This window comes from Gammaproteobacteria bacterium, from assembly GCA_013003425.1.
Lineage (GTDB): Bacteria > Pseudomonadota > Gammaproteobacteria > Steroidobacterales > JABDKV01 > JABDJB01.
The window spans coordinates 95,683-115,949 of the sequence record JABDJB010000056.1; the positions used below are offsets into that span (position 1 = coordinate 95,683).

18 protein-coding genes and 2 pseudogenes are annotated in these 20,267 nt (G+C 60.5%); 12 read left to right on the forward strand and 8 right to left on the reverse strand.

Annotation, left to right across the window (positions count from 1 at the left end; translation table 11 throughout):
• The first annotated feature begins 176 nt into the window (after positions 1–176).
• Together HKN06_08590 and HKN06_08595 are read left to right on the forward strand one after the other, a co-directional pair.
• Entirely contained in the window at positions 177–539 is a 363-nt protein-coding gene (locus HKN06_08590) for an FHA domain-containing protein (GenBank protein ID NNF61372.1), read from the forward strand.
• A 42-nt stretch (positions 540–581) separates the two neighbouring features.
• Positions 582–2,489, forward strand: a complete 1,908-nt coding sequence (locus tag HKN06_08595) for a M1 family metallopeptidase (GenBank protein NNF61373.1) — start codon at positions 582–584, stop codon at positions 2,487–2,489.
• Here HKN06_08595 and HKN06_08600 read toward each other — a convergent pair.
• Positions 2,486–3,418, reverse strand: coding sequence for a histone deacetylase family protein (locus HKN06_08600; GenBank protein NNF61374.1), 933 nt, complete (start codon positions 3,416–3,418; stop codon positions 2,486–2,488). The genes HKN06_08595 and HKN06_08600 overlap by 4 nt on opposite strands.
• A gap of 118 nt (positions 3,419–3,536) precedes the next feature.
• Between HKN06_08600 and HKN06_08605 the strand changes: the two genes are divergently transcribed.
• From HKN06_08605 to HKN06_08615, 3 genes are all read left to right on the forward strand, one after another.
• A complete protein-coding gene (locus HKN06_08605) occupies positions 3,537–3,734 on the forward strand; it encodes a hypothetical protein (protein NNF61375.1) in 198 nt (65 codons plus the stop codon).
• A gap of 79 nt (positions 3,735–3,813) precedes the next feature.
• Positions 3,814–4,473 carry a cyclic nucleotide-binding domain-containing protein gene (locus tag HKN06_08610; GenBank protein ID NNF61376.1) on the forward strand — a complete coding sequence of 220 codons (660 nt, stop codon included), beginning with the start codon at positions 3,814–3,816 and terminating at the stop codon, positions 4,471–4,473.
• Positions 4,474–4,747: 274 nt separating this feature from the next.
• Positions 4,748–6,037: a citrate synthase gene (locus tag HKN06_08615; protein NNF61377.1), complete on the forward strand. Its 1,290-nt coding sequence runs from the start codon at positions 4,748–4,750 to the stop codon at positions 6,035–6,037.
• On the opposite strand, the gene HKN06_08620 is transcribed toward HKN06_08615, so the two are convergent.
• Positions 6,034–9,645, reverse strand: a complete 3,612-nt coding sequence (locus tag HKN06_08620; protein ID NNF61378.1) for a 5-oxoprolinase — start codon at positions 9,643–9,645, stop codon at positions 6,034–6,036. The genes HKN06_08615 and HKN06_08620 overlap by 4 nt on opposite strands.
• Positions 9,646–9,702: 57 nt before the next feature.
• Here HKN06_08620 and HKN06_08625 point away from each other — a divergent pair, with 57 nt between their 5' ends.
• From HKN06_08625 to HKN06_08635, 3 genes are all read left to right on the forward strand, one after another.
• Positions 9,703–11,103: a sodium/proline symporter gene (locus tag HKN06_08625; GenBank protein NNF61379.1), complete on the forward strand. Its 1,401-nt coding sequence runs from the start codon at positions 9,703–9,705 to the stop codon at positions 11,101–11,103.
• Positions 11,104–11,105: 2 nt separating this feature from the next.
• A complete protein-coding gene (locus tag HKN06_08630; GenBank protein NNF61380.1) occupies positions 11,106–11,333 on the forward strand; it encodes a hypothetical protein in 228 nt (75 codons plus the stop codon).
• 147 nt (positions 11,334–11,480) lie between these two features.
• A complete protein-coding gene (locus tag HKN06_08635; GenBank protein ID NNF61381.1) occupies positions 11,481–11,708 on the forward strand; it encodes a hypothetical protein in 228 nt (75 codons plus the stop codon).
• 6 nt (positions 11,709–11,714) lie between these two features.
• On the opposite strand, the pseudogene HKN06_08640 reads toward HKN06_08635, so the two are convergent.
• Together HKN06_08640 and HKN06_08645 are read right to left on the reverse strand one after the other, a co-directional pair.
• Positions 11,715–13,070 (reverse strand): annotated as a pseudogene (locus HKN06_08640) (LOG family protein).
• A gap of 85 nt (positions 13,071–13,155) precedes the next feature.
• Positions 13,156–14,052, reverse strand: coding sequence for a 3'-5' exonuclease (locus HKN06_08645; GenBank protein NNF61382.1), 897 nt, complete (start codon positions 14,050–14,052; stop codon positions 13,156–13,158).
• A 94-nt stretch (positions 14,053–14,146) separates the two neighbouring features.
• Here HKN06_08645 and HKN06_08650 point away from each other — a divergent pair, with 94 nt between their 5' ends.
• Positions 14,147–14,617, forward strand: a complete 471-nt coding sequence (locus HKN06_08650) for a DUF1043 family protein (protein ID NNF61383.1) — start codon at positions 14,147–14,149, stop codon at positions 14,615–14,617.
• A gap of 1 nt (position 14,618) precedes the next feature.
• Here the strand turns inward: HKN06_08650 and HKN06_08655 are convergent, their stop codons facing one another.
• Positions 14,619–15,611: a pyridoxal-phosphate dependent enzyme gene (locus HKN06_08655; GenBank protein NNF61384.1), complete on the reverse strand. Its 993-nt coding sequence runs from the start codon at positions 15,609–15,611 to the stop codon at positions 14,619–14,621.
• Positions 15,612–15,769: 158 nt separating this feature from the next.
• Here HKN06_08655 and HKN06_08660 point away from each other — a divergent pair, with 158 nt between their 5' ends.
• Complete coding sequence (locus HKN06_08660; GenBank protein NNF61385.1) at positions 15,770–16,861, forward strand: FAD-dependent oxidoreductase; 1,092 nt, start codon at positions 15,770–15,772, stop codon at positions 16,859–16,861.
• Here HKN06_08660 and gpmA read toward each other — a convergent pair whose 3' ends face one another.
• A complete protein-coding gene (gene gpmA, locus HKN06_08665) occupies positions 16,862–17,608 on the reverse strand; it encodes a 2,3-diphosphoglycerate-dependent phosphoglycerate mutase (GenBank protein ID NNF61386.1) in 747 nt (248 codons plus the stop codon).
• Between the two features lie 107 nt (positions 17,609–17,715).
• On the opposite strand from gpmA, the gene HKN06_08670 reads away from it, so the two are divergent.
• Positions 17,716–18,249, forward strand: a complete 534-nt coding sequence (locus HKN06_08670) for a hypothetical protein (protein NNF61387.1) — start codon at positions 17,716–17,718, stop codon at positions 18,247–18,249.
• 167 nt (positions 18,250–18,416) lie between these two features.
• Here the strand turns inward: HKN06_08670 and HKN06_08675 are convergent.
• Both HKN06_08675 and HKN06_08680 read right to left on the reverse strand, forming a co-directional pair.
• A pseudogene (locus tag HKN06_08675) lies at positions 18,417–18,689 on the reverse strand (hypothetical protein).
• Positions 18,690–18,698: 9 nt separating this feature from the next.
• A complete protein-coding gene (locus HKN06_08680) occupies positions 18,699–19,070 on the reverse strand; it encodes a hypothetical protein (protein ID NNF61388.1) in 372 nt (123 codons plus the stop codon).
• Between the two features lie 45 nt (positions 19,071–19,115).
• Here HKN06_08680 and HKN06_08685 point away from each other — a divergent pair, with 45 nt between their 5' ends.
• Positions 19,116–20,237, forward strand: coding sequence for a saccharopine dehydrogenase (locus tag HKN06_08685; GenBank protein ID NNF61389.1), 1,122 nt, complete (start codon positions 19,116–19,118; stop codon positions 20,235–20,237).
• Positions 20,238–20,267: the final 30 nt, after the last annotated feature.

Genomic DNA, 20,267 nt, shown 5'->3' on the forward strand with positions numbered 1-20,267 from the left:
ACATATATACGAACCAGATCATCTCAATTGCACAGAACAGGGTCCGTGATGGGCATCACAGCAAAAGCCGTTATTTCGTGGCAATCCGCACAGTTCCGGGCACTTATGGTATCTTTTGGCCAGTTGCGGCGGCGTGTCAGCGTCGGCCGACAGCCTGGCGGCAATTCAACATAAATATGGTCCAGCCTACCGACACGGTGACATCCGATATACCCGAGCGCCCACAACGCACCGGCGGCGCCCGGATTGTGGTTACCTATAAGGGTAAGCGCATCGCCAAGTACCGGCTGGCAAAACGTAAAATCATGATTGGCCGGCGGCACGACTGCGATATCCGTATCAACTCGCGTAGTGCAAGCCGCCACCATGCACAGATTTTCTCGGTGCTCGATGAGGACTACGTGCTGGACCTCGACAGCAAAAACGGCACGTTCGTCAATGCGCGACGCGTCAAGAAACATACGCTCGAAGACGGCGATGTGGTCAGCATTGGCGGATTCGACCTGGCCTATTCACGAGCGACTACCCCATCTGAGTAAGCCGGCCCGCTCTCCATTCCAGAGGATTTACCGATGCGACTGATGCATTGCCTGTTGTGTTCCGTTGTATTTCTGGCTGCCTGTGTGAAGCCTGCGCCCGATAGCGAACAACCAGAGCCGCAAAAGCCGGAAGCAGCACAGGCCCTTGAGTTACCACCGGGGTACGACCATCACTCATTTGCAAACCCGAATGAGGCGCACCTGACGCATGTGTCGCTCGACCTCACGGCCGATTTTGCACAGCAAATCCTGAAGGGAACGGCGACCCTGACGGTGCAGCGCGTTGCGCCGGCAGCGGCGATGGTTGTGCTGGATACACGGGCGCTCGATATCCAGGATGTCCAGGTGCGGCAGACGGATGGCTCATGGCGCCAGACCTGGTATGAGCTGTCGCCGGCCGATCCAAACCTGGGTGCTGCGCTGCGCGTCGAGCTTCCGGGAGAGGGCGACCAGTTCGTTGTGCGCGTGCGTTATCGCACATCGCCCGCAGCTTCCGGTCTGCAGTGGCTGACACCGGTGCAGACGGCTGGCAAACGGCACCCGTTTCTTTTTACCCAGTCGCAGGCAATACACGCGCGTAGCTGGATACCCTTGCAGGACACGCCCGCGGTACGGGTCACCTACGATGCTGTGGTGCGTACCCCACCGGAGCTGCTGGCGGTAATGAGTGCCTCGAACGAGCTGAACACACCGCGTGATGGCGTGTACGAGTTTTCGATGCCGCAGCCAATCCCGTCGTATCTCATTGCCCTGGGTATAGGCGACCTGGTCTTCGAGCCCATGGGGCAGCGCACGGGCGTTTATGCCGAGCCATCGCTGGTTGCGGCCGCCGCCAACGAGTTTGCTGAAACCGAGCAGATGCTGATAGCAACGGAGCAGATGTACGGCCCGTATCGCTGGGGCCGGTATGATCTGCTGATTTTGCCGCCGAGTTTTCCGTTCGGCGGTATGGAAAACCCGCGGCTGTCGTTTATCACGCCGACCGTCATCGCTGGTGATCGCAGCCTGGTGTCACTCATCGCCCACGAGCTGGCTCATTCATGGTCAGGGAACCTGGTCACTAACGCAGCATGGCGCGACCTGTGGCTGAACGAGGGTTTCACCAGCTATCTCGAGGCGCGGATCATGGAGGAGATCTATGGCGAGCGCCGGGCCAGCATGGAAAATGTGCTGGGTTACCAGAAGGTGATGCAACAGATTGAAGAGCTCCCGGATAGTGCAGAGATCCTGGCCATCGACCTGCGCGGTAAAGACCCGGATGACGTGTTTTCCAATATCCCCTACACCAAGGGCCAGCTGTTCCTGACAACGCTGGAGCACGCATACGGGCGGGATCGCTTCGACGCATTCCTGCAGCAGTATTTTGACGCGTTTGCGTTTCGCAGCATCACCACCGAGGTGTTCCTGGAATACCTCGAGAAAAACCTGCTGGACGCATATCCCGGCGTGATGGATATGGAGGCCATCCGGACATGGGTTTATAAGCCCGGCATGCCGTCAAACGTCGTCGTGCCGGAATCAGATGCGTTCGAACGGGTTGCGGCTCAGAGCGCGGACTGGCTGGCTGGCGAGGTGAAGGCCAGCGATATCCGCACCGGGCAATGGACCGTGCATGAGTGGCTTTATTTCCTGAACAATCTTCCCGCCAGGCTGGGCAGCGATCAGCTCAACGAGCTGGATACCGCTTTCACACTGACGCAGTCGGCAAATAACGAGATTGCCCACAGCTGGCTGCTGATTGCTGTGCGTAACGATTATGAGCCTGCTTACGAACGGTTGGAGAAATACCTGGTTTCGATCGGCCGGCGCAAACTTATTACGCCGCTGTACGAAGAGCTGGTGAAAAGCGACAAGGGCGCGGCTTTTGCGCGTCGCGTCTACGCTGTTGCGCGTCCCGGCTATCACCCGCTCGCGGTGCGTACCGTCGACGGCATACTTGCCGGTGACTAAGCCTGGCCTGCGGCAAGCAGCTCGCTGACATGGCGTGACACGCAGCGCCCCAGTGCGGCGGTGTCATAACCGCCCTCCAGCGTCGAAACCATGCGGCCGTTGCAAAGTTCACCGGCCAGCGCCGCGAGCTGGCGCGTAACCCAGCTAAAGTCGTCATCGTCCAGCAGCAAGCCGCCAAGAGGGTCGTCGCGATGCGCGTCGAACCCTGCTGAGACAAAAATCATCTGTGGCTGCTGCCGCCGTAGTGCCGGCAGCCAGTCGCGTTCGATGGCGGTGCGAAACTCGCTGCTGCCCGAGCCTGTCGGCAGTGGCGAATAGACGACATTGTCGCCGGGATTGCTGATATCGGTGTAGGGATAAAAAGGATGCTGGAAACTGGAGCAGAACAGTACCCGCGACTCATCGCGAAAAATGTCTTCGGTACCGTTGCCGTGATGCACGTCGAAATCGACTATGGCAACGCGATCCAGCTGATGCCGCTGCAGGGCGTATGCTGCGCCGGCAGCCACATTGCCAAACAGGCAAAAGCCCATGGCGCGACCGTATTCCGCATGATGCCCCGGTGGTCGGGCGCAGCAAAAAGCGTTATCGAGTCTGCCGCTTAGTACGCGTTCGGTTGCGTCGATTACGGCGCCAGCTGCCAGCAGCGCACTCTGCAATGAATGCGGGTTCATTGCGGTATCGCCGTCGAGATGCACCAGGCCGCTGGATGGCGCCGTCGAAAAAATCTTCTCCACATAGGCCGGGTCGTGTATTGCGACCAGGTCTTCGCGTTGTGCAACCGGCGGCTCGAGCAGCAGGACCTGCTCCAGCAGCTTGTCAGTCTCCAGTTGTTTTTCGATTGCCTGCAGCCGTGACGGGCTTTCCGGGTGTCCTGGTCCGGCATCATGGAGCAGACATAACTTGTGTCGATACAGTGCAGTGGTCACATTTTTTTTCCGCCAGGTGTGAACGGTGTCTCACAAGACTTAAAGCAGGTATTGCGGCCGCCGGTTTTTGCGGCCTTGTTCACAGTACGTTCAGGGGCACTCTAATAATTTGTGCCATATGGAGGAAAAGTATTACACACATTTCCTTGTTGTGGACGGTAGCCAGGACGGTTACAGCGAGTTCAGCGGCATCGTCGAAGTGATGCGTTATTCCGAGTCGGAATTCGAAGATGCTGACGTGCGCAATATGCTGGCCGATAACCTGGAGGTTGAAGCTGATGATCTCACCGTTCTGCAATGGTCACGCGTGCACTGAACCACCGCACCCGGTGGCCGGTCATTCCGAACCGCTATATGAAGTGCTCAGCTTGGGTGTGTGCGCCCATGGAGCCTAGATGAAAAGCCCACCGACCGGCAGGCTGGACGGCGGTACCCTGTCGCAGTTTCTCGCCCACTGTCGCACCCGTGAGGTGTCGGCAAAAACCATGATCATCAAGGTCAATGACCTGCCGGACCGGTTGTTCTACCTGCTCGAAGGCTCGGTGGAAGTGATTATTGAAGACGAACGTGGCCGCGACATGGTGCTTGCCTATCTCAACAGCGGCCACTTTTTTGGCGAGATGGGTTTTTTCAACGAACAACAATCATCGCGTAGCGCCTGGGTTCGTGCACGCACAGATTGCGTTATCGGTGAACTGGGCTACAGCCGCTTCAAGGCGCTGGCGCATAGCAATCCTGACCTGGTGGTGGAAATTGCTACTCAGATGGCGATCCGGTTACAACGCACCGACGCCAAACTCGGCGACCTGGCTTTTCTTGACGTGACCGGGCGGGTCGCACATGTCCTGCTGCGACTATGCGAAGAGCCGGATGCTGAAGTTGTCGATGAGGGTCGTCGGGTGCGGGTGACGCGGCCGCAGCTTGCCCGCCTGACCGGCTGCTCGCGCGAGATGGTCTGCCGGGTGTTGAAAAATCTGCAATCCGACGGGCTGATCTGCGATCAAAAGGGCGGTATCGTCGTGCGCAACAAGTCGTACGCCACCGATCCGGCCTGACGCCTGACGGCTTTGCCGCGACAGGTTTTTTCATCTGACGGCGGCTGCCGGGCACCAGTCAACGCTGCGCTGCAGCGTTGCACCGCGATCAAGTACTCCTGCCAGTTTGATGGCGCGATTGCGCGCCCTGAGCTATTGACTGCGCCCGCAACGCCGCTGTAAGTCTGTGTAAGCTGATCGTCAGGTCGATAAATTTCCTCATTGCAGGCTGCTTGTTTATTATTACCGCCCCACGCGATGGCAGGGCAGCCGCGCGTCCTGACGAAGGTACGAAATGGCAAACAAGACAATTACCCTGACAGACAACACCACCGGCAAATCAGTGGAATTGCCGCTGCTCGATGGCACCTGCGGGTCTCCCGTGCTCGACGTGCGGTCGATCCAGAAGGAGCTCGGCTGTTTTACCTTCGATCCGGGGTTCAAGGCCACCGCCAGCTGCCGCAGCGAAATCACTTATCTTGATGGCGCCAAGGGCGAACTGCTTTATCGCGGCTACCCGATCGAGCAGCTGGCCGAGCAATGCAGTTTTCTCGAAGTGTGTTACCTGCTGCTGCATGGTGATTTGCCGGGTCGCGACGAACGCGACACGTTTGTCGACAAGATCCGTTCGCATACCATGATTAATGAAGGGCTGCGCAGTTTCCTCAGCGGCTTCCGCTATGATGCCCATCCGATGGCGATTCTCACCAGCGTCGTGGGTTCGCTGTCAGCGTTTTATCATGACTCGCTCAATATTCACGATCCGGAGCAGCGGCTGACTACGGCGCATCGCCTGATTGCAAAAATGCCGACCATAGCGGCGGCAGCCTACAAGCACTCCAAGTCCGAGCCTGTGCTCTATCCACGCAACGAACTGAGCTACACCGGAAATTTCCTGTGGATGATGTGGGGCAAGCCGACCGAGCAGTACGAACCCGATCCGGTAGCGGAAAGAGCGCTGGATGTGCTGTTCCTGCTGCATGCCGACCACGAGCAGAATGCGTCGACCTCGACGGTGCGCCTCGCCGGGTCATCGCAGACAAATCCGTTTGGTGCGATCGCCGCCGGAACCGCCAGCCTGTGGGGGCCGGCGCATGGCGGTGCGAACGAGGCGGTGCTGCGGATGCTCGACGAAATTGGCAGCGTCGCGAACATCGAGAAGTTCATCGCCCGGGCCAAGGACAAGGACGACCCGTTTCGCCTGATGGGCTTTGGTCACCGCGTCTACAAGAATTTTGATCCGCGTGCCCGCATCATCAAGAAGATGGCCGACCAGGTGCTGGAGAAGTACGGTGACGATCCACGTATGGAACTGGCCATGCGGCTCGAGGAGATCGCGCTCAAGGACGATTACTTCGTCGAACGCAAGCTCTATCCCAACGTCGATTTCTATTCCGGCATCATCTACCAGGCACTTGGCTTCCCTTACGAGATGTTTACCGTCATGTTCGCCATCGGCCGGACGGTAGGCTGGATCTCGCACTGGATGGAAATGGTGTCGGATCCGCGCATGGTCATTGGCCGGCCGCGTCAGCTGTACTGTGGCGCCGCCCAGCGGGATGTACCACCGCTCGATTCGCGCTAGGGCCTGCCATAGCCGCCGCCACCCGGCGTCTCGATAATTATTGCATCGCCGGCGCTGACCGCCGCAGTGGCAGTCGACCCCAGTTCCTCAACGGTGCCGTCACTGCGCCGGATGCAATTGCGGCCGGTTGCGGCCTGGCCGCCACCGGCCAGCCCGAAGGGTGCGACGCGGCGATGATTGGAGAGGATCGACAGACTCATTGGTTCGCGCGCTTCGATAACACGGCGCACACCGTCGCCACCGCGCCAGCGCCCGGCGCCACCCGAATCCGGCCGTAACGCAAACTCGCGCACCACGACCGGGTAGCGCCACTCAAGTATTTCCGGGTCGGTCAGGCGTGAATTGGTCATGTGGCTGTGCACCGCAGCGGTACCGGCAAAACCAGGGCCCGCACCGGTTCCGCCGCAAATAGTTTCGTAGTACTGGTAACGCTCGTTGCCAAACGTCAGGTTGTTCATTGTGCCCTGGGCAGCGGCCATGACCCCGAGCGCGCCGTACAGCGCATCGACGATGCACTGTGAGGTTTCCACATTGCCGGCAACCACCGCGGCCGGGTAGGCCGGATCGAGCAGACTGCCCTGCGGTACCAGCAGCCTGATGTGACGCATGCAACCGGCGTTCATCGGTATCGGGTCGTCGACCAGCGTACGAAACACGTACAGCACGGCAGCGCGGCACACCGGCAGCGGGGCATTGAAATTGCTGTCGCTCTGTGGCGACGTGCCGTCAAAATCGATTTCGGCGGTTCCCGAGTCACGATCGACGCGGATCGCAACTTGTATATGCAGGCCGTTATCCAGCTCGTAGCGGAAGCTGCCGTTGCGCAGTTTGCTGATGACCCGTCGCACCGACGCGGCCGCGTTGTCCTGCACGTGCTGCATGTAGGCACGCACCGTAGCCAGGCCATGGTGCCCGATGGCGGCGCGCAGCTCGCTGACGCCACGCTCATTGGCCGCAACCTGGGCCTTGAGATCGGCAACGTTCTGGTCCGGATCGCGTGCCGTCCAGCGGCCGGAACCCAGCAGCTCGCGCACGGCGGCCTCGCGGAATCTGCCGTCGCGTACCAGCAGGAAATTGTCGATGAGTATGCCTTCCTGGTCGACATGCGTGCTGTCAGGCGGCATCGAACCCGGTGTAATGCCGCCGATATCGGCATGGTGGCCACGCGATGCGACGAAGAACAGGCGTTCGCCGGCAGAGGAGAATACCGGGGTAACGACGGTGATATCCGGCAGGTGGGTACCACCGTTGTAGGGCGCATTGAGCGCGTATACATCGCCGGCGCGGATCTGCTTTCCGTTGGCGGCAATGACGGCACGCACGCTTTCGCCCATCGAACCCAGGTGCACCGGCATGTGCGGTGCATTGGCCACCAGGCTGCCGCTGGTATCAAATACCGCACAGGAAAAATCCAGGCGTTCCTTGATATTTACCGACTTGGCAGTGCGCGCCAGCACCGCACCCATTTGTTCAGCGATATGCATGAACAGGTGATTGAAAATTTCGAGCAGCACGGGGTCGGCATCGGTTCCGGCCGCGTGTGCCGGTGGCCGTGCGGCTGTCCGCTGCAACAGCAGTGAGCCTTCGGGCAGGACGTCGGCTTGCCAGCCGGGCTCTACCAGGGTTGTCGCGTTGTCCTCGACGATAACCGCCGGCCCGCTGATTTGCTGTTTCGCCGCAAGCTGGTCTCTGCGAAAAAATGGCGTCTGCTTTTGTTCACCGGCAAATACGACCGGGTGAAATGCAGCGGGCCGCGCCGGTTGGGTTCCTGTTGCGGTCAGCTGTGCGACAGGCTGCGCGGTGCGCCCGACGATTCCGACCTCCACGCTGTCTATAACTGCCGCTGTTGAAGGCAGTGTGAAGCCGAACAGCTGCTGGTGTGCCACGCTGAACTGCTGCTCTACGGCGGAGCACTCGCCGGCAGGGACCGGTAACGCAGTATCGGCGCCGCGGTAACGTACCAGCAGGGTCACTGTTGTTGACTGGTGCTCGACAGCCACTTGCTGGTCGTGCATTTCCGCCGCCAGTTCACCGGCCATTGCGGCAACCTGTGACGCCAGTCCGGCGAGGCCCGTTTCGGTTAATTCGATACCGACGGTCTGCTGGCGCGAACCACGCAGGTCGGCCAGACCCATGCCGTAAGCAGACATCAGCCCGGCGAGCGGATGTACCAGGATGCGCGTTGCCCCTATTGCATCGGCGACCTGGCAGGCATGCTGGCCGCCGGCACCACCAAAACAGCCAAGCGTGAAGTCGCGCGTGTCGTGGCCACGCCGGGTCGATATCCGGCGAATCGCGTTTGCCATCGTTTGTACTGCGATGCGCACGAAGCCGGATGCAACAGTGGCGGCGTCAACCGGCGTGCTGCCTGCCGCGGTGATCTGCTTTGCCAGCTGTCCGAACCGCTCCTGTACCACGGTCACGTCGAGGGGTTCATCGCCGTCAGCGCCGAATACGGCCGGAAAGTATTCCGGGCGCAGCCTGCCGAGCATGACGTTGGCATCTGTCAGGGTCAGCGGGCCGTCGTTGCGATAACAGGCCGGGCCGGGATCGGCGCCGGCGGAGGCCGGACCGACCTGCATGCGTCCATCGGCGTACCGCAGCACCGAGCCACCACCGGCAGCAACGGTATGAATTTGCATCATCGGTGCGCGCAGGCGTACCCCGGCGACGTGGGTCTCATAGCTGCGTTCGTAGTGACCGTCGTACAGCGATACGTCAGTCGAGGTGCCACCCATATCGAAGCCGATTACCCGCGACTCTCCCAGCCGCGCCGCGGTTTGCGCCATGCCGACCACGCCCGCGGCCGGACCGGACAGAATCGCATCCTTGCCGCGGAAACGGCCGGCATCGGTCAGGCCGCCGCTGCTCTGCATGAACATCAGCCGGGCTGCAGCATCAGTCTCGATACCGAGCCGCGATGTAATTCCGTTAACGTAGTTGCGGATCAACGGTGACAGGTAGGCGTCGACCACGGTGGTATCGCCACGACCGACCAGCTTGATCAGTGCCCCGACCTCGTGCGAGACCGACACCTGGCTGAAACCACAGGCGCGGGCGATTTCAGCTGCCTCGACCTCGTGCTGCGGATAACGCCAGGCATGCATGAACACTATGGCAGCCGCATCGATGCCGCTGGCCCGGACCGCGCGCAGCTTTGACTCGAGCGCAGCATGATCGAGTTCAGCGAGCACCGTGCCATCTGCAGCGATGCGTTCGGACGCTTCTATAACTTCGCTGTGCAGCAGATCGGGCAGGACCACCTGGCGGGCAAAAATATCCGGGCGATTCTGGTAGCCAATACGCAATGCATCGCCAAAGCCATGTGTGGTAACCAGCACGGTTTTCGCACCCTCGCGTTCGAGCAGGGCATTGGTGGCGATGGTGGTGCCCATTTTCACCGCTGCCAGCCGCTCAGCCGGCAGCGTGGTCTCGTCTTCGGGAAGGCCAAGTATCTGGCAAATTCCGGCCACCGCGGCATCCTTGTAGCGGCGCGGATTGACCGATAGCAGTTTGCGGGTGGTGAGCGCACCGTCGGGGCTGCAGGCGATGACATCGGTAAATGTACCGCCGCGGTCGATCCAGAATTGCCAGCGGCCGTCACTCATTGACAGAAAGTAAAGCGCGCATGCGTGTCAATCAAGTGTCTGCTATGGTCTGCGGCGATGAGCAAGGCCCAGGTAATCCTGTTTACTCTCATCGCCTACAAGGTAGCGCTGGTGGCGATTGGCTTGTGGGCGCAGCGCCGCACTCGTGACAACACCGATTTTTTTCTCGGCGGGCGCCAGCTGGGGCCGGTGGTTGCAGCGATCAGTGCATCGGCAAGCTCATCATCAGCGTGGACCTTGCTGGGTGTCAGCGGTTTTGCGTTTGCTTTTGGCATTTCAGCGGTGTGGCTGTTCCCGGCAACGGTCGGCGGCTTCCTGATCAACTGGCTGTGGGTGGCGCCACGGCTCATGCCGGCGGCACGCGACCGCGGCAGTATTACGCTGCCGGAGTTTATTGCCAGTGACAATGCCGCCGGCCCGGCGGTGCTGCGGCTGTCGGTGGTGATTATTCTTTTCTCATTCATGTTTTACGTCGCGGCGCAGTTCCAGGCCGCCGGTGATGCGTTTGCCAGCACCTTTGATTTGCCAATGCATACAGCTGTTCTCATCGGCGCCGCGATTGTGCTTTTCTACACGCTGCTCGGCGGATTCTGGGCGGTGAGCGTGACTGACACGCTGCAGGGTCTGCTGATGGCGCTAACCTCGATCATCCTGCCGGTTGCAGCACTGATCGCCGTCGGCGGTTTTGGCGATTTGCTGTCCGGTCTGGCGCAAAGTCACGACGTGGTTGCGTTGTCACCTACTGGCAAGTACACCGGGATAGCCGCACTGGGTTTTGTCATCGGCTTGCTGGGTATCGGGTTGGGTTACCCCGGGCAGCCGCATGTCGTGAACCGCTTCATGGCGCTGCGCGATGACCGGGCGTTGGCCCGTGCGCGGGTCATTGCCATCGGTTGGGCAGTCGTTGTTTACGCCGGCATGCTGCTGCTGGGTTTGTGCGGTCGCGTGCTTCTCGGTGAGCTGGAGTCCGGTGAGCAGGTGTTTTTTGTGCTGTCAGAGCAGCTTTTCCCGCCGGTAATTGCCGGCATCATGATTGCCGCGGTCCTGTCGGCGATCATGTCCACCGCTGACAGCCAGCTGCTGGTTGCAGCGTCCTCAGTAGGTTATGACTGGGAGGTTGCGCGTGGCGCATCACGACCGGACCTGTTGCGCACCCGCATCGTTGTCGCGGTCCTGAGCGTTGCTGCAGTCGCCGTCGCGTTGCTGGCACCGGAGACTATCTTCAACCGCGTGCTGTTTGCCTGGCACGCTGTTGGTTCTGCCTTTGGGCCGGCGTTGCTGTTGCGTCTTGGCGGGTTTCGCCTGGGTGCAAGGTCGCTGCTGGCCAGTATGCTGACGGGTTTTGTGCTCACAATAGTGCTGTACTGGCGCCCGGATACCCCCGGTGATATCGCTGAACGCCTGCTACCGTTCCTTCTGGCCCTGGTGATTGCGCGCTTTGGCGCGCGGCGGGTCTGACCGTGTTTACGAGGATTGCCTATTCGACTGATATCGGCCAGTACGTGCTGATGGCATCGCTGTTGCGCGACAGCGATATCGAGGTGCTGGACATGATGCGCGCGGGTCACGTATCTATCGCCGGTGTCGATCACGGCTTCTATGTACAGGTGCCGCGAAGCCAGGAAATTCGCGCGCGTCGAATTCTCGCGGACAGCGAATTCCGCCATTGCATCGTCGAAAAAAAATAGCCGCAACCGTTTTTGTGACGCAGGTCACGCTTCAGGGCAGTTCAAAGCGGCATTTGTGTGACGCACGTCCCGCAGTCTGTGACATTTCAGCGACAGAATCGGTCAGGTGTTCTGTCAAGTGCGCGTTGGTGCACGAGGCAATTCAGGATGAAAGTAAAATCTGCGCTTGAAATCTCAGATCGACTGGTGTCGTGGCGTATGCTCGATGATGCTTCAGACGTGCTGGTGCGTTGTCTTGATGCGCATCCGTTTCATCCCAGGCTGTTGCGGCGTCTGGGCCGGATCCGTCTCGCCCAGGGGCGGCCTGAAGAAGCGGCACCGCTGCTGGAGCAGGCACTGGCTCACCAGCGCCTGATGCAGGACGTGCACGGCTAGCGTGTATTAACCGGCCAGCCTGTAGCAGGGCTGGTACTCGGCACCGGCCAGCTTCATGCGGTTCTGGGCCACGAAGGCGGCCAGCAGCTTGTCCAGCGACTGCATGATCTTGCGGTCACCTGACAGCTCGAAAGGCCCGTGCTCCTCGATCGCGTGAATCCCGTTTTCCTTCACGTTGCCGGCGACGATGCCGGAAAACGCGCGACGCAGGTCCGCGGCCAGCTCGTAGGTTTCCTGGTCGCGCGACAGGTTCAGTGCGGCCATGTTTTCGTGTGTCGGGTCGAACGGCAGCTGGAACCGGGGTTCGATCTTCAGCATCCAGTTAAAATAAAACGCATCGCTGGTCTGCAGGCGGTAGTCGGTGACAACCCCGATGCCGTCACGCACCTTGCGGGCAACTTCCACCGGGTTGTCGGTAATGATCTGGTACAGCGAGCGGGCTTCGTCGCCGAGCGTGGCACCAATAAACTCGTCGAGCGTATTGAAATAGTCCGCAGCTTCTGCCGGTCCGGTGAAAATCAGCGGCATCGGCACATCCCGGTTTTCCGGGTGCAGCATGATGCCGAGTATGTACAGGATCTCCTCGGCAGTGCCAACGCCACCCGGAAACACCACGATGGCATGCCCGGCCCGCACGAACGCTTCAAGGCGTTTTTCGATGTCCGGCATGATCACCAGGTGGTTGACTATCGGGTTGGGTGACTCTGCCGCAATGATGCCCGGTTCGGTGATGCCGATGTAACGGCCACGCGGTATGCGCTGCTTTGCATGACCGATCGTTGCGCCTTTCATCGGCCCTTTCATCGCGCCGGGTCCACAGCCGGTGATCGGGTTGAGGCTGCGCAGGCCGAGCTCGTAGCCGACGTCCTTGGTGTAGTCATATTCGTAGCGGCTGATCGAGTGTCCGCCCCAGCACACCACCAGGTCCGGTTTGATACGGGTACGCAGAACGTCGGAGTTGCGCAGGATGTGGAAAACAGCGTTGGTGATATCAACAGAGTCGTTGAGATCGTACTTGCTGCGTTCGTGGATTTCCCGGTTGACGTACAGGACGTCACGCAGAACTGCAAACAGGTGTTCCTGAATGCCCTTGATCATCTGGCCGTCGACAAAGGCGCTGCGCGGCGCGTTTGTAAGATCGAGCTTCAGGCCGCGCTCCTGCTGCTGCACCTTCACATCAAAATTGCGGTGCTGCTCAAGTACCATGCGCGCATCGTCAATATGTACGCCGCAGTTCAGCACCGCCAGCGCACAGCGTCGGAACATGTCGTACAGACCATCACGACTCATGTCGCGCAGCTGGTTTACTTCCTGCTGCGACAGCAATTCGAGGCTCCCCAGCGGGCGTACCGATGCATCGAGGCCGCGGTAGGGCTCACCGGGGCGATAGTTGCGCAGTTCTTCCGATTCCGAGCGCGAGCCGGTCACTGTGTGGCTTTTGTCCAAGTCAGGCGCGATCCGAGTAGCGATTGAAGGCCGTTATCTTATCGATCGGCAGCTTGATGTCACGTTTGTATATCTCAGTTTCGAGATATTCCTGCTCGCTGGCGCAGTCTTCCTCATCAACTTCCGCGTACCAGGCTTTATGACGTCCGTCAGTGCCGTTATTCCAGCGATAACCACGCGCGCGCAGCAGGTCTTTGGCCTCGAACGGCGAGTTGAGCGCCCACAGCCGGTAGGTGGTCCGGCGTGCATTGTCCAGCAGCGCGGCAAGGGCCGGGCGGCCGCTGGCCGGCAGCGACCGGGTCAGCAGATGGATGCCGGCCAGGCAGTCGGCGCCGGCGCGATGGCCGTCGTAGAAAAAACCGTAGCGATACGCCAGGTATTCCTGCTTGGGGCTTTCCAGTCCTTCCTCGCTCCAGGGTATCTCGCGCATGGAGCAGGCCCAGGCACGCTGCTCGAAAGCCTCGCAGCGCGCCTCGACGAAACGCCGGTCAAAGCCGGCGTTGTGGGCAATGACCAGGTCCGCGGCTGCGGCATAGTCCGCGACGGCCGACCAGTCGATTTCCTGACCGGCAACGTCTTCATCGCGGATCCCGGTCAGCTGCGTTACTTTTTCGGGAATCGGCCGGCCGGGGTCATCGTATTGTTCGTAGCCATCGCCAACCTCGCAGATGCTGCCATCACGGGTGAAAGTGAACGGCACGAGGGCCAGCTGGATGATCGCATCGGTGGCGGCATCGAGGCCGGTGGTTTCGACGTCGACGAACAGCCCGCGCCGCAGCTGCGCCGTATCCTCCGGGTCCGGCCGGTAACGGGGTCGTGCCCGCAGCCGGCGTACCACGCGGTAGTCCTGGTGGGCCTCCAGCTGGCGCGCCAGTTCTTCCAGTTCATCTTTTTTCATACCGGATCGAAATCCCCGTTGTTGCGATCGTGCCACCAGCACGCATTGTTAACAATGACGCAGCGGGGTACGCTTGGTTGCAATAAGCCTGATAATGACACCATCAAGATACCGTAACGAGGTGGGAATGTACGACTTCGCTTCCGCTGATTTCTGGATTATTGCCGCGATGGGCCTTGCAGTCGGTCTGTTCATCGGCTGGCTCGTAACGCTGCTGTTTCACCGCCGTCGTGACGGCGGCAAGAATGTGCACCAGCTGCGCAAGGAGATGGACGACTATCGCGAGGAGGTGAACGGTCATTTCGCGCGCACCGCCGAGCTGTTCAAGGAATCGACAGAAAAATATCGTGACCTGTACGAGCACCTGGCCGGTGGCGCGCAGGGTTTGTGCAGCGACCTGCCGGACCGCACCCGCGTGGAATTCCGGCCGGGCAAGCTGCTGTCTGATCACAGCGTCGGGGAAGACGTTGCTGCGGCCGAAACGCCGGCTGAGACGCTGCCCGAAACACCAGCCGAGACGCTGACCGAAAAGGCGGGCGAAAAAGCACCACAGCCCGGGCTCTGATTCAGGCATCCAGCGGCTGCACGGGCCGTTCGAAATATTGATGAAAGTCGCGGGGTAACTCGCGATAGTCGAGCCCGGCGATGCGCGGCCGCAGGTCGACGGCGTTGTAGGTATGCCAGTACAGGACGTTCTTGCCGGCCAGACGGCCGGCATCGCGATCGGCCAGAAGCGCAGCAACGGCTTTTGCCGTGTAGGTGCCCTCGAGCGCAATACCGCAGCGCTGCGCCAGCAGCTGTTTTGCCGCCATGCCGTCTTCGGTGAATACAGCATACTTGCGGCCAAACTGTTCGTGTCTGATCTCGGCGACGTCGAAATCCAACAGCGGAAACGCGGGGTCGGCCTCGTGCAGCAGGGTGTTGGTTGCTGCGAACAGGCGCTGCATTGCGGCCAGGTTGCCAATGTCATCGCGGACAACGCGTACCGGCACAACTTCAGTTGCGCGGCCGCAGGCGCGCAGTCCGAGCAGCAGTCCGGCGGCCGTGCCCATCGTCCCGAGAGCAACGTACAGCCGGTCAGGTTCGGGCAGAACCCCATGATCAATCTGCGTCGACAGTTCCAGGCCGGCGTTTACAAAACCGACGGTTCCCAGCGGTGAAGAACCGCCGCCGGCAATGATCAGCGGGGCTATACCGCTGTTATGCCGGTGACGCAGTTGCTGGTAGCGCGCACCGAGGCGCGCGGCGGACTCGCTTGAGTAGTGATGCAACTCGGCATTGGTCGACAGCGCCGCCAGCAGGTTCTTTGCAACGTAACCCGCATTGGTCTGGGGCGTGAGTATCGAAATACAGCGCAGTCCCTGTTGCTCGGCATAAAGCGCCGTGGCAAGAGCGTGATTGGAGCCGGCCACGCCGAAGGTGATGACTTCGCTGCGACCTTGTCGCGCAGCGTCGGCCAGCAGGAACTCCAGCTTGCGTACCTTGTTGCCGCCGTACAGTGAGCCACTGGCGCCGTCATTTTTCAGAAAAATTTCGCAATCACTCTCAAGTTCGCTCAAGCGCGTTACCGGGGTGGGCCAGCGACCCAGGGAGCACCAGGGCAGCCTGTCTGCCAGACGCGGGAACCTGCGAAACAGTTCGATCATTGCAATAGCGAGAATAACATTGCAGCGGTGGCTATCTGGTATGGTTGCGGCCCGGTTTCGAGGAGCAAACAGTGCGTGTAGTTGTAGCGGGCGGCGGTTATGGCGGGCTGGCCTGCCTGGCCGAACTGTCGCGGTGTTGTCGTGACGTCGAGATGGTGCTGGTCGATCCGGGTGCAGATCACGTAAAGCAAACGCACCTGCACGAAACGGTGCGCCGGCCACTGGCGCGGTTTCGTATCCCGTACAAACAGCTCGCCTCGCGCTTCGGGTTCCGGCACGTGCAGGCCAGCGCTGACCTGTCCGACCTCGGCGCCACCGCGCAGCGCGGTGTGCTGCAGCTCGACGAAGGCAATGAACCATTCGATTTTCTCGTCGTGGCCACCGGCGCCAGTGCGCCGCCGTTGCCAAAGTGCCAGGGCGTCTATGACCGTGCCGACCTGCGCGCGCTGGAGACTCGCGCGCTGCTCGATGATTTCCTGGCAGATGATGCCAGGCCGCCGACACTGACCGTCGTCGGCGGCGGACCCACCGGTATCCAGTTCCTGTTCGAGCTGTCCGACGCGGTATCGCGTGCGGCCCGCCCGCTGAAATTGCGACTGGTCGATCGTGAGCCGGCGTTGCTGCGCGAGCACCCGGCTGCTCTGGGCGACTACGTGAGTAAAAAGATCGCGCAAAAGGACATCGAATATCTGCCAGGCACTGAGTATGCCGGTTGCGAACCCGGACTGCTGCAGCTGCGTGGCCCGTCCGGTGAGAAGCAAACGGTGGAGTCTGGCCTGACGCTGCTGTTGCCGGGCGTGCGGCCGTCTCCACTTGTTAACGTCAACCGGTTCGGGCATCTCGCCGCGCATGAAAATATCTTTGCAGCCGGTGACTGCGCCCGTTATGACGCCAGGGGCGATGATTTCATGACGGCGCAGGTGGCGGTACGGCAGGCCAAGCTGGTCGCGCGCAACATCGATCGGCTGTCGCGTGGAGTGCGTCCTCTTGAATACTTCTTTCGCGAGCTGGGTTACGTCGTGAGCCTGGGGCCGGTCGACGCAGTCGGGTGGCTGCTGCTGAAGGACCAGGTGGTCAGCGGTCTGCCGGCCTTTGCGATCAAGGAGGTAGTCGAGGCGCAGTACGACCTGTTTGTCGCCGGGCTCGACACCTACCTTGTTTGACTAGCGTGCGCGACCCTGCGCGGCGACCTCCGCTGCCTTGCGTTTTATTTCCGCGGCATCGCCCAGATAACGCTTGTCGATTGGCTTGAGGTCGGCATCTAGCTGGTATACCAGCGGCACCCCGGTGGGAATATTCAGATTGGGGATGTCGTCCTGCGAAATCCCGTCGAGCTCCTTGACCAGCGCGCGCAGGCTGTTGCCATGTGCCGCAATAATGATTCGCTTGCCGGAACGTATCGCCGGTGCAATCGTGTCAGTCCAGTACGGCTGCATGCGGTCTATGACGTCTGCCAGGCATTCGCCTTCCGGCATTTCTTCCTCGGAAAGCGAATCATAGCGGCGGTCGCAGCGAGGATGACGCTTGTCGCCCTGTTCCATCTCTGGCGGTTTGACGTCGTAAGAACGGCGCCAGATATGCACCTGCTCGTCGCCGTGTTTCGCCGCCGTTTCGGCCTTGTTCAGGCCCTGCAGGGCGCCGTAGTGGCGTTCGTTGAGCTTCCACGAGCGTTCCACCGGCAGCCACAGCCGGTTCATCTCATCCATTACGATCCACAGGGTGCGGATGGCGCGCGTGAGCACCGAGGTGTAGGCAAAATCGAAATCGATGCCCGCTTCGAGCAGCAGGCGGCCGGCTTCGGCCGCCTCGGCACGGCCCTGTTCGGTCAGGTCGACGTCGGTCCAGCCGGTAAAGCGGTTTTCCTTGTTCCACAGACTCTGGCCGTGGCGCAGCAGAACGAGTGTGTGCATGAGGGCTCCCGGAGCGGTGGCGGAAGCGACGCATTGTACCTATTTGCGTCGCGACCGCTAGGAGCTATGCTTGGGGTGATTGACAAAGCAATGTGAGGGCTGCGCTAATGAAAACAACAGGTTACGCAAGTTTAGCTGCTTTGCTGCTGTTGGCAGGCGCCCATGCCGGCGAAATGAGCAGCGCCAATTATTCGATTTCCTGGGACGTCACAGACGGCGGTGGGGGCCTGATGACGTCTGCCAGCTACGTGCTGGTCGATTCAGTCGGCCAGCCTTCGGCCATCGGGGCCAGCTCCAGTGCCAGTTATATTCTGACCGCCGGATTCCATGCTGCGCCGGATACGGATACTGACCTGGTGCGCGATTTCCTCGACAACTGCAGTCTCGACCCGAACAGCGATCAGTTCGACAGCAACAGCGATGGCTTTGGCAATATCTGCGATGCCGATCTCAATGACGATGGCTTTGTCGACCTGCAGGACCTGGCTGTGCTGCGGACGGTTTTTCTCACGCAGCCCGGCAATCCGGCGTGGAATCCCGATGCTGATTTCAACAATGACGGCGCAGTCGACCTGATTGACGCGTCAATCATGCGCGTGAGATTCCTGCAGGCGCCCGGCCCCAGCGGTATCGCGCCGTAGATTCAGTCCAGCGAGTCGATCGCTGCCAGGATCTCTTTTTTCGCTTGCTCGATCGCCGCATCGATAGCCGCCAGGCTGTCAGCTGAGCCGGCCAGCGTCGCCCAGTTTTGCTGCCATACCAGGTAGAGCTCTGCAGCAGATTCCTGCACCGCGGCCGGCATGGGGTAGGCCAGGTCCCGTATTGCGATTACGTGGGTCCAGCCCACCCGCGGGTTGCCGCGCTCGTCATCCATATCGTAATGGCTGAGCAACACGACCTGCTGCAGTCCGGCGATTTCCTGCATTAGCTGAAAACCGGCGCTGCGGACATTGCGATTGGCTTCAGTCTGTTCATTGCGCCAGGTGTTGTACCCGAGGCTGCTGATAGCCACCACCAGGCTGATCAGCGCGACGGCATTGCGCCGCAGTTGTTCGCGGATTGATGCATCCCTGTCAGACACGTCGGTCTCCTAGAGCAGTGGCAGCGTGTAGAGCGCAGCGCCAAACACAAACAGCACAAAAAAGGACAGCGATGCCGCACTCTTGTTGAAGAAAACCAGCTGCTGTGCAGCACGCAGCGCCCACACGACGGCAATCCCGCCCGTCACGACGCGGCCAAGATCAGTGCCCGCCATCGCGTCAGCGTAGGCAATGGATATCCATGCGAACAGGATGAATACCGTGGTAAGCGTGAGGTTCATCACCTGCATGACAGCACGATTGATCGGGCTGAGTTTCGGCAGCTGCTCTTTCCAGTTGAAAAGGCGCCAGAACGCCAGGTGAAATATTGCGAAACCTGCCGTGTAGATGCCGCCGGCAAAAAGCCATTGTTGAGCTGTCACAATCTTCTCCGCTACGATGCCATTCTAGTCCAGACCACAGTAATTATGACGCACGCTATTGCCGTATTGGGTGCCGGGATGGTTGGTCGCGCCATCGTGGCTGACCTGTGCCCCGAATTCGATGTTACCGCCGTCGACGCCGATGCCGAGCGGTTGGCGCTGCTCGAGCGCCACTATGCCGTACCAGCCCACCAGGCGGACCTGTCGCAGCCGGCAATTGTGAGTGAGATTGCCGGGCAGGCCGACCTGGTTGTCTGTGCCGTGCCGGGATTCCTGGGCTACGATGCGCTGGCCGCCGTCATTGCCAGTGGCACCAATGTTGTTGATATTTCTTTTTTCAATGACGATCCGTTCAAACTGGACGAACTGGCAAAAACCAATAGCGTGATTGCCATAACCGATTGCGGCGTTGCGCCCGGCATGCCAAACATGATTGCCGGCTATCATGATGCAAATATGCAGGTCGATCGCTTCGAGTACGTAGTTGGGGGGCTGCCCGTCGAGCGCAAGTGGCCGTACGAGTACAAAGCGCCGTTTTCGCCGATCGATGTGATGGAAGAGTATGTGCGTCCGGCGCGGCTGCGGGAAAATGGAAAAATTGTGACTCGCCCGGCGCTGTCCGACGCCGAGTTGCTCGACATCGAGCCGGTCGGTCAGCTCGAAGCATTCAATACCGACGGACTGCGCACCTTGCTGCAGACAACGGCCATCCCCGAAATGCGCGAACGCACGCTGCGCTACCCTGGTCATATCGAACTGATGCGGGTGTTGCGTGAAAGCGGGTTCTTTTCAACGACACCGGTTGTGGTAAAGGGCCAGAGCATCGCGCCGCGCGATCTGACTGCCGCGCTGTTGTTCCCGCTGTGGCAGCCGGAGCCGGGTGAACGGGCGTTCACGGTGATGGTTATAGACGTGGAAGGAACAGCGGAAGGCAACAACGTCAGTTACCGCTATCACCTTTATGATGAAGACGACGCTGCCACGGGACTCAGCTCGATGGCGCGCACGACAGGGTTCACCGCAACTGCTGCGGCCCGGCTGGTGCTGCAGGGGCACTACACCCGGACCGGCATCTCGCCGCCGGAGTATCTGGGCGCGGCGCCAGGCTGTCTTGATCGCATTCTGGCGATGCTTGCCGAGCGCAACGTAATTTACCGGCGTAGTTGAAGCCGGCTGTGGCGGCACTGCTAGAATGCT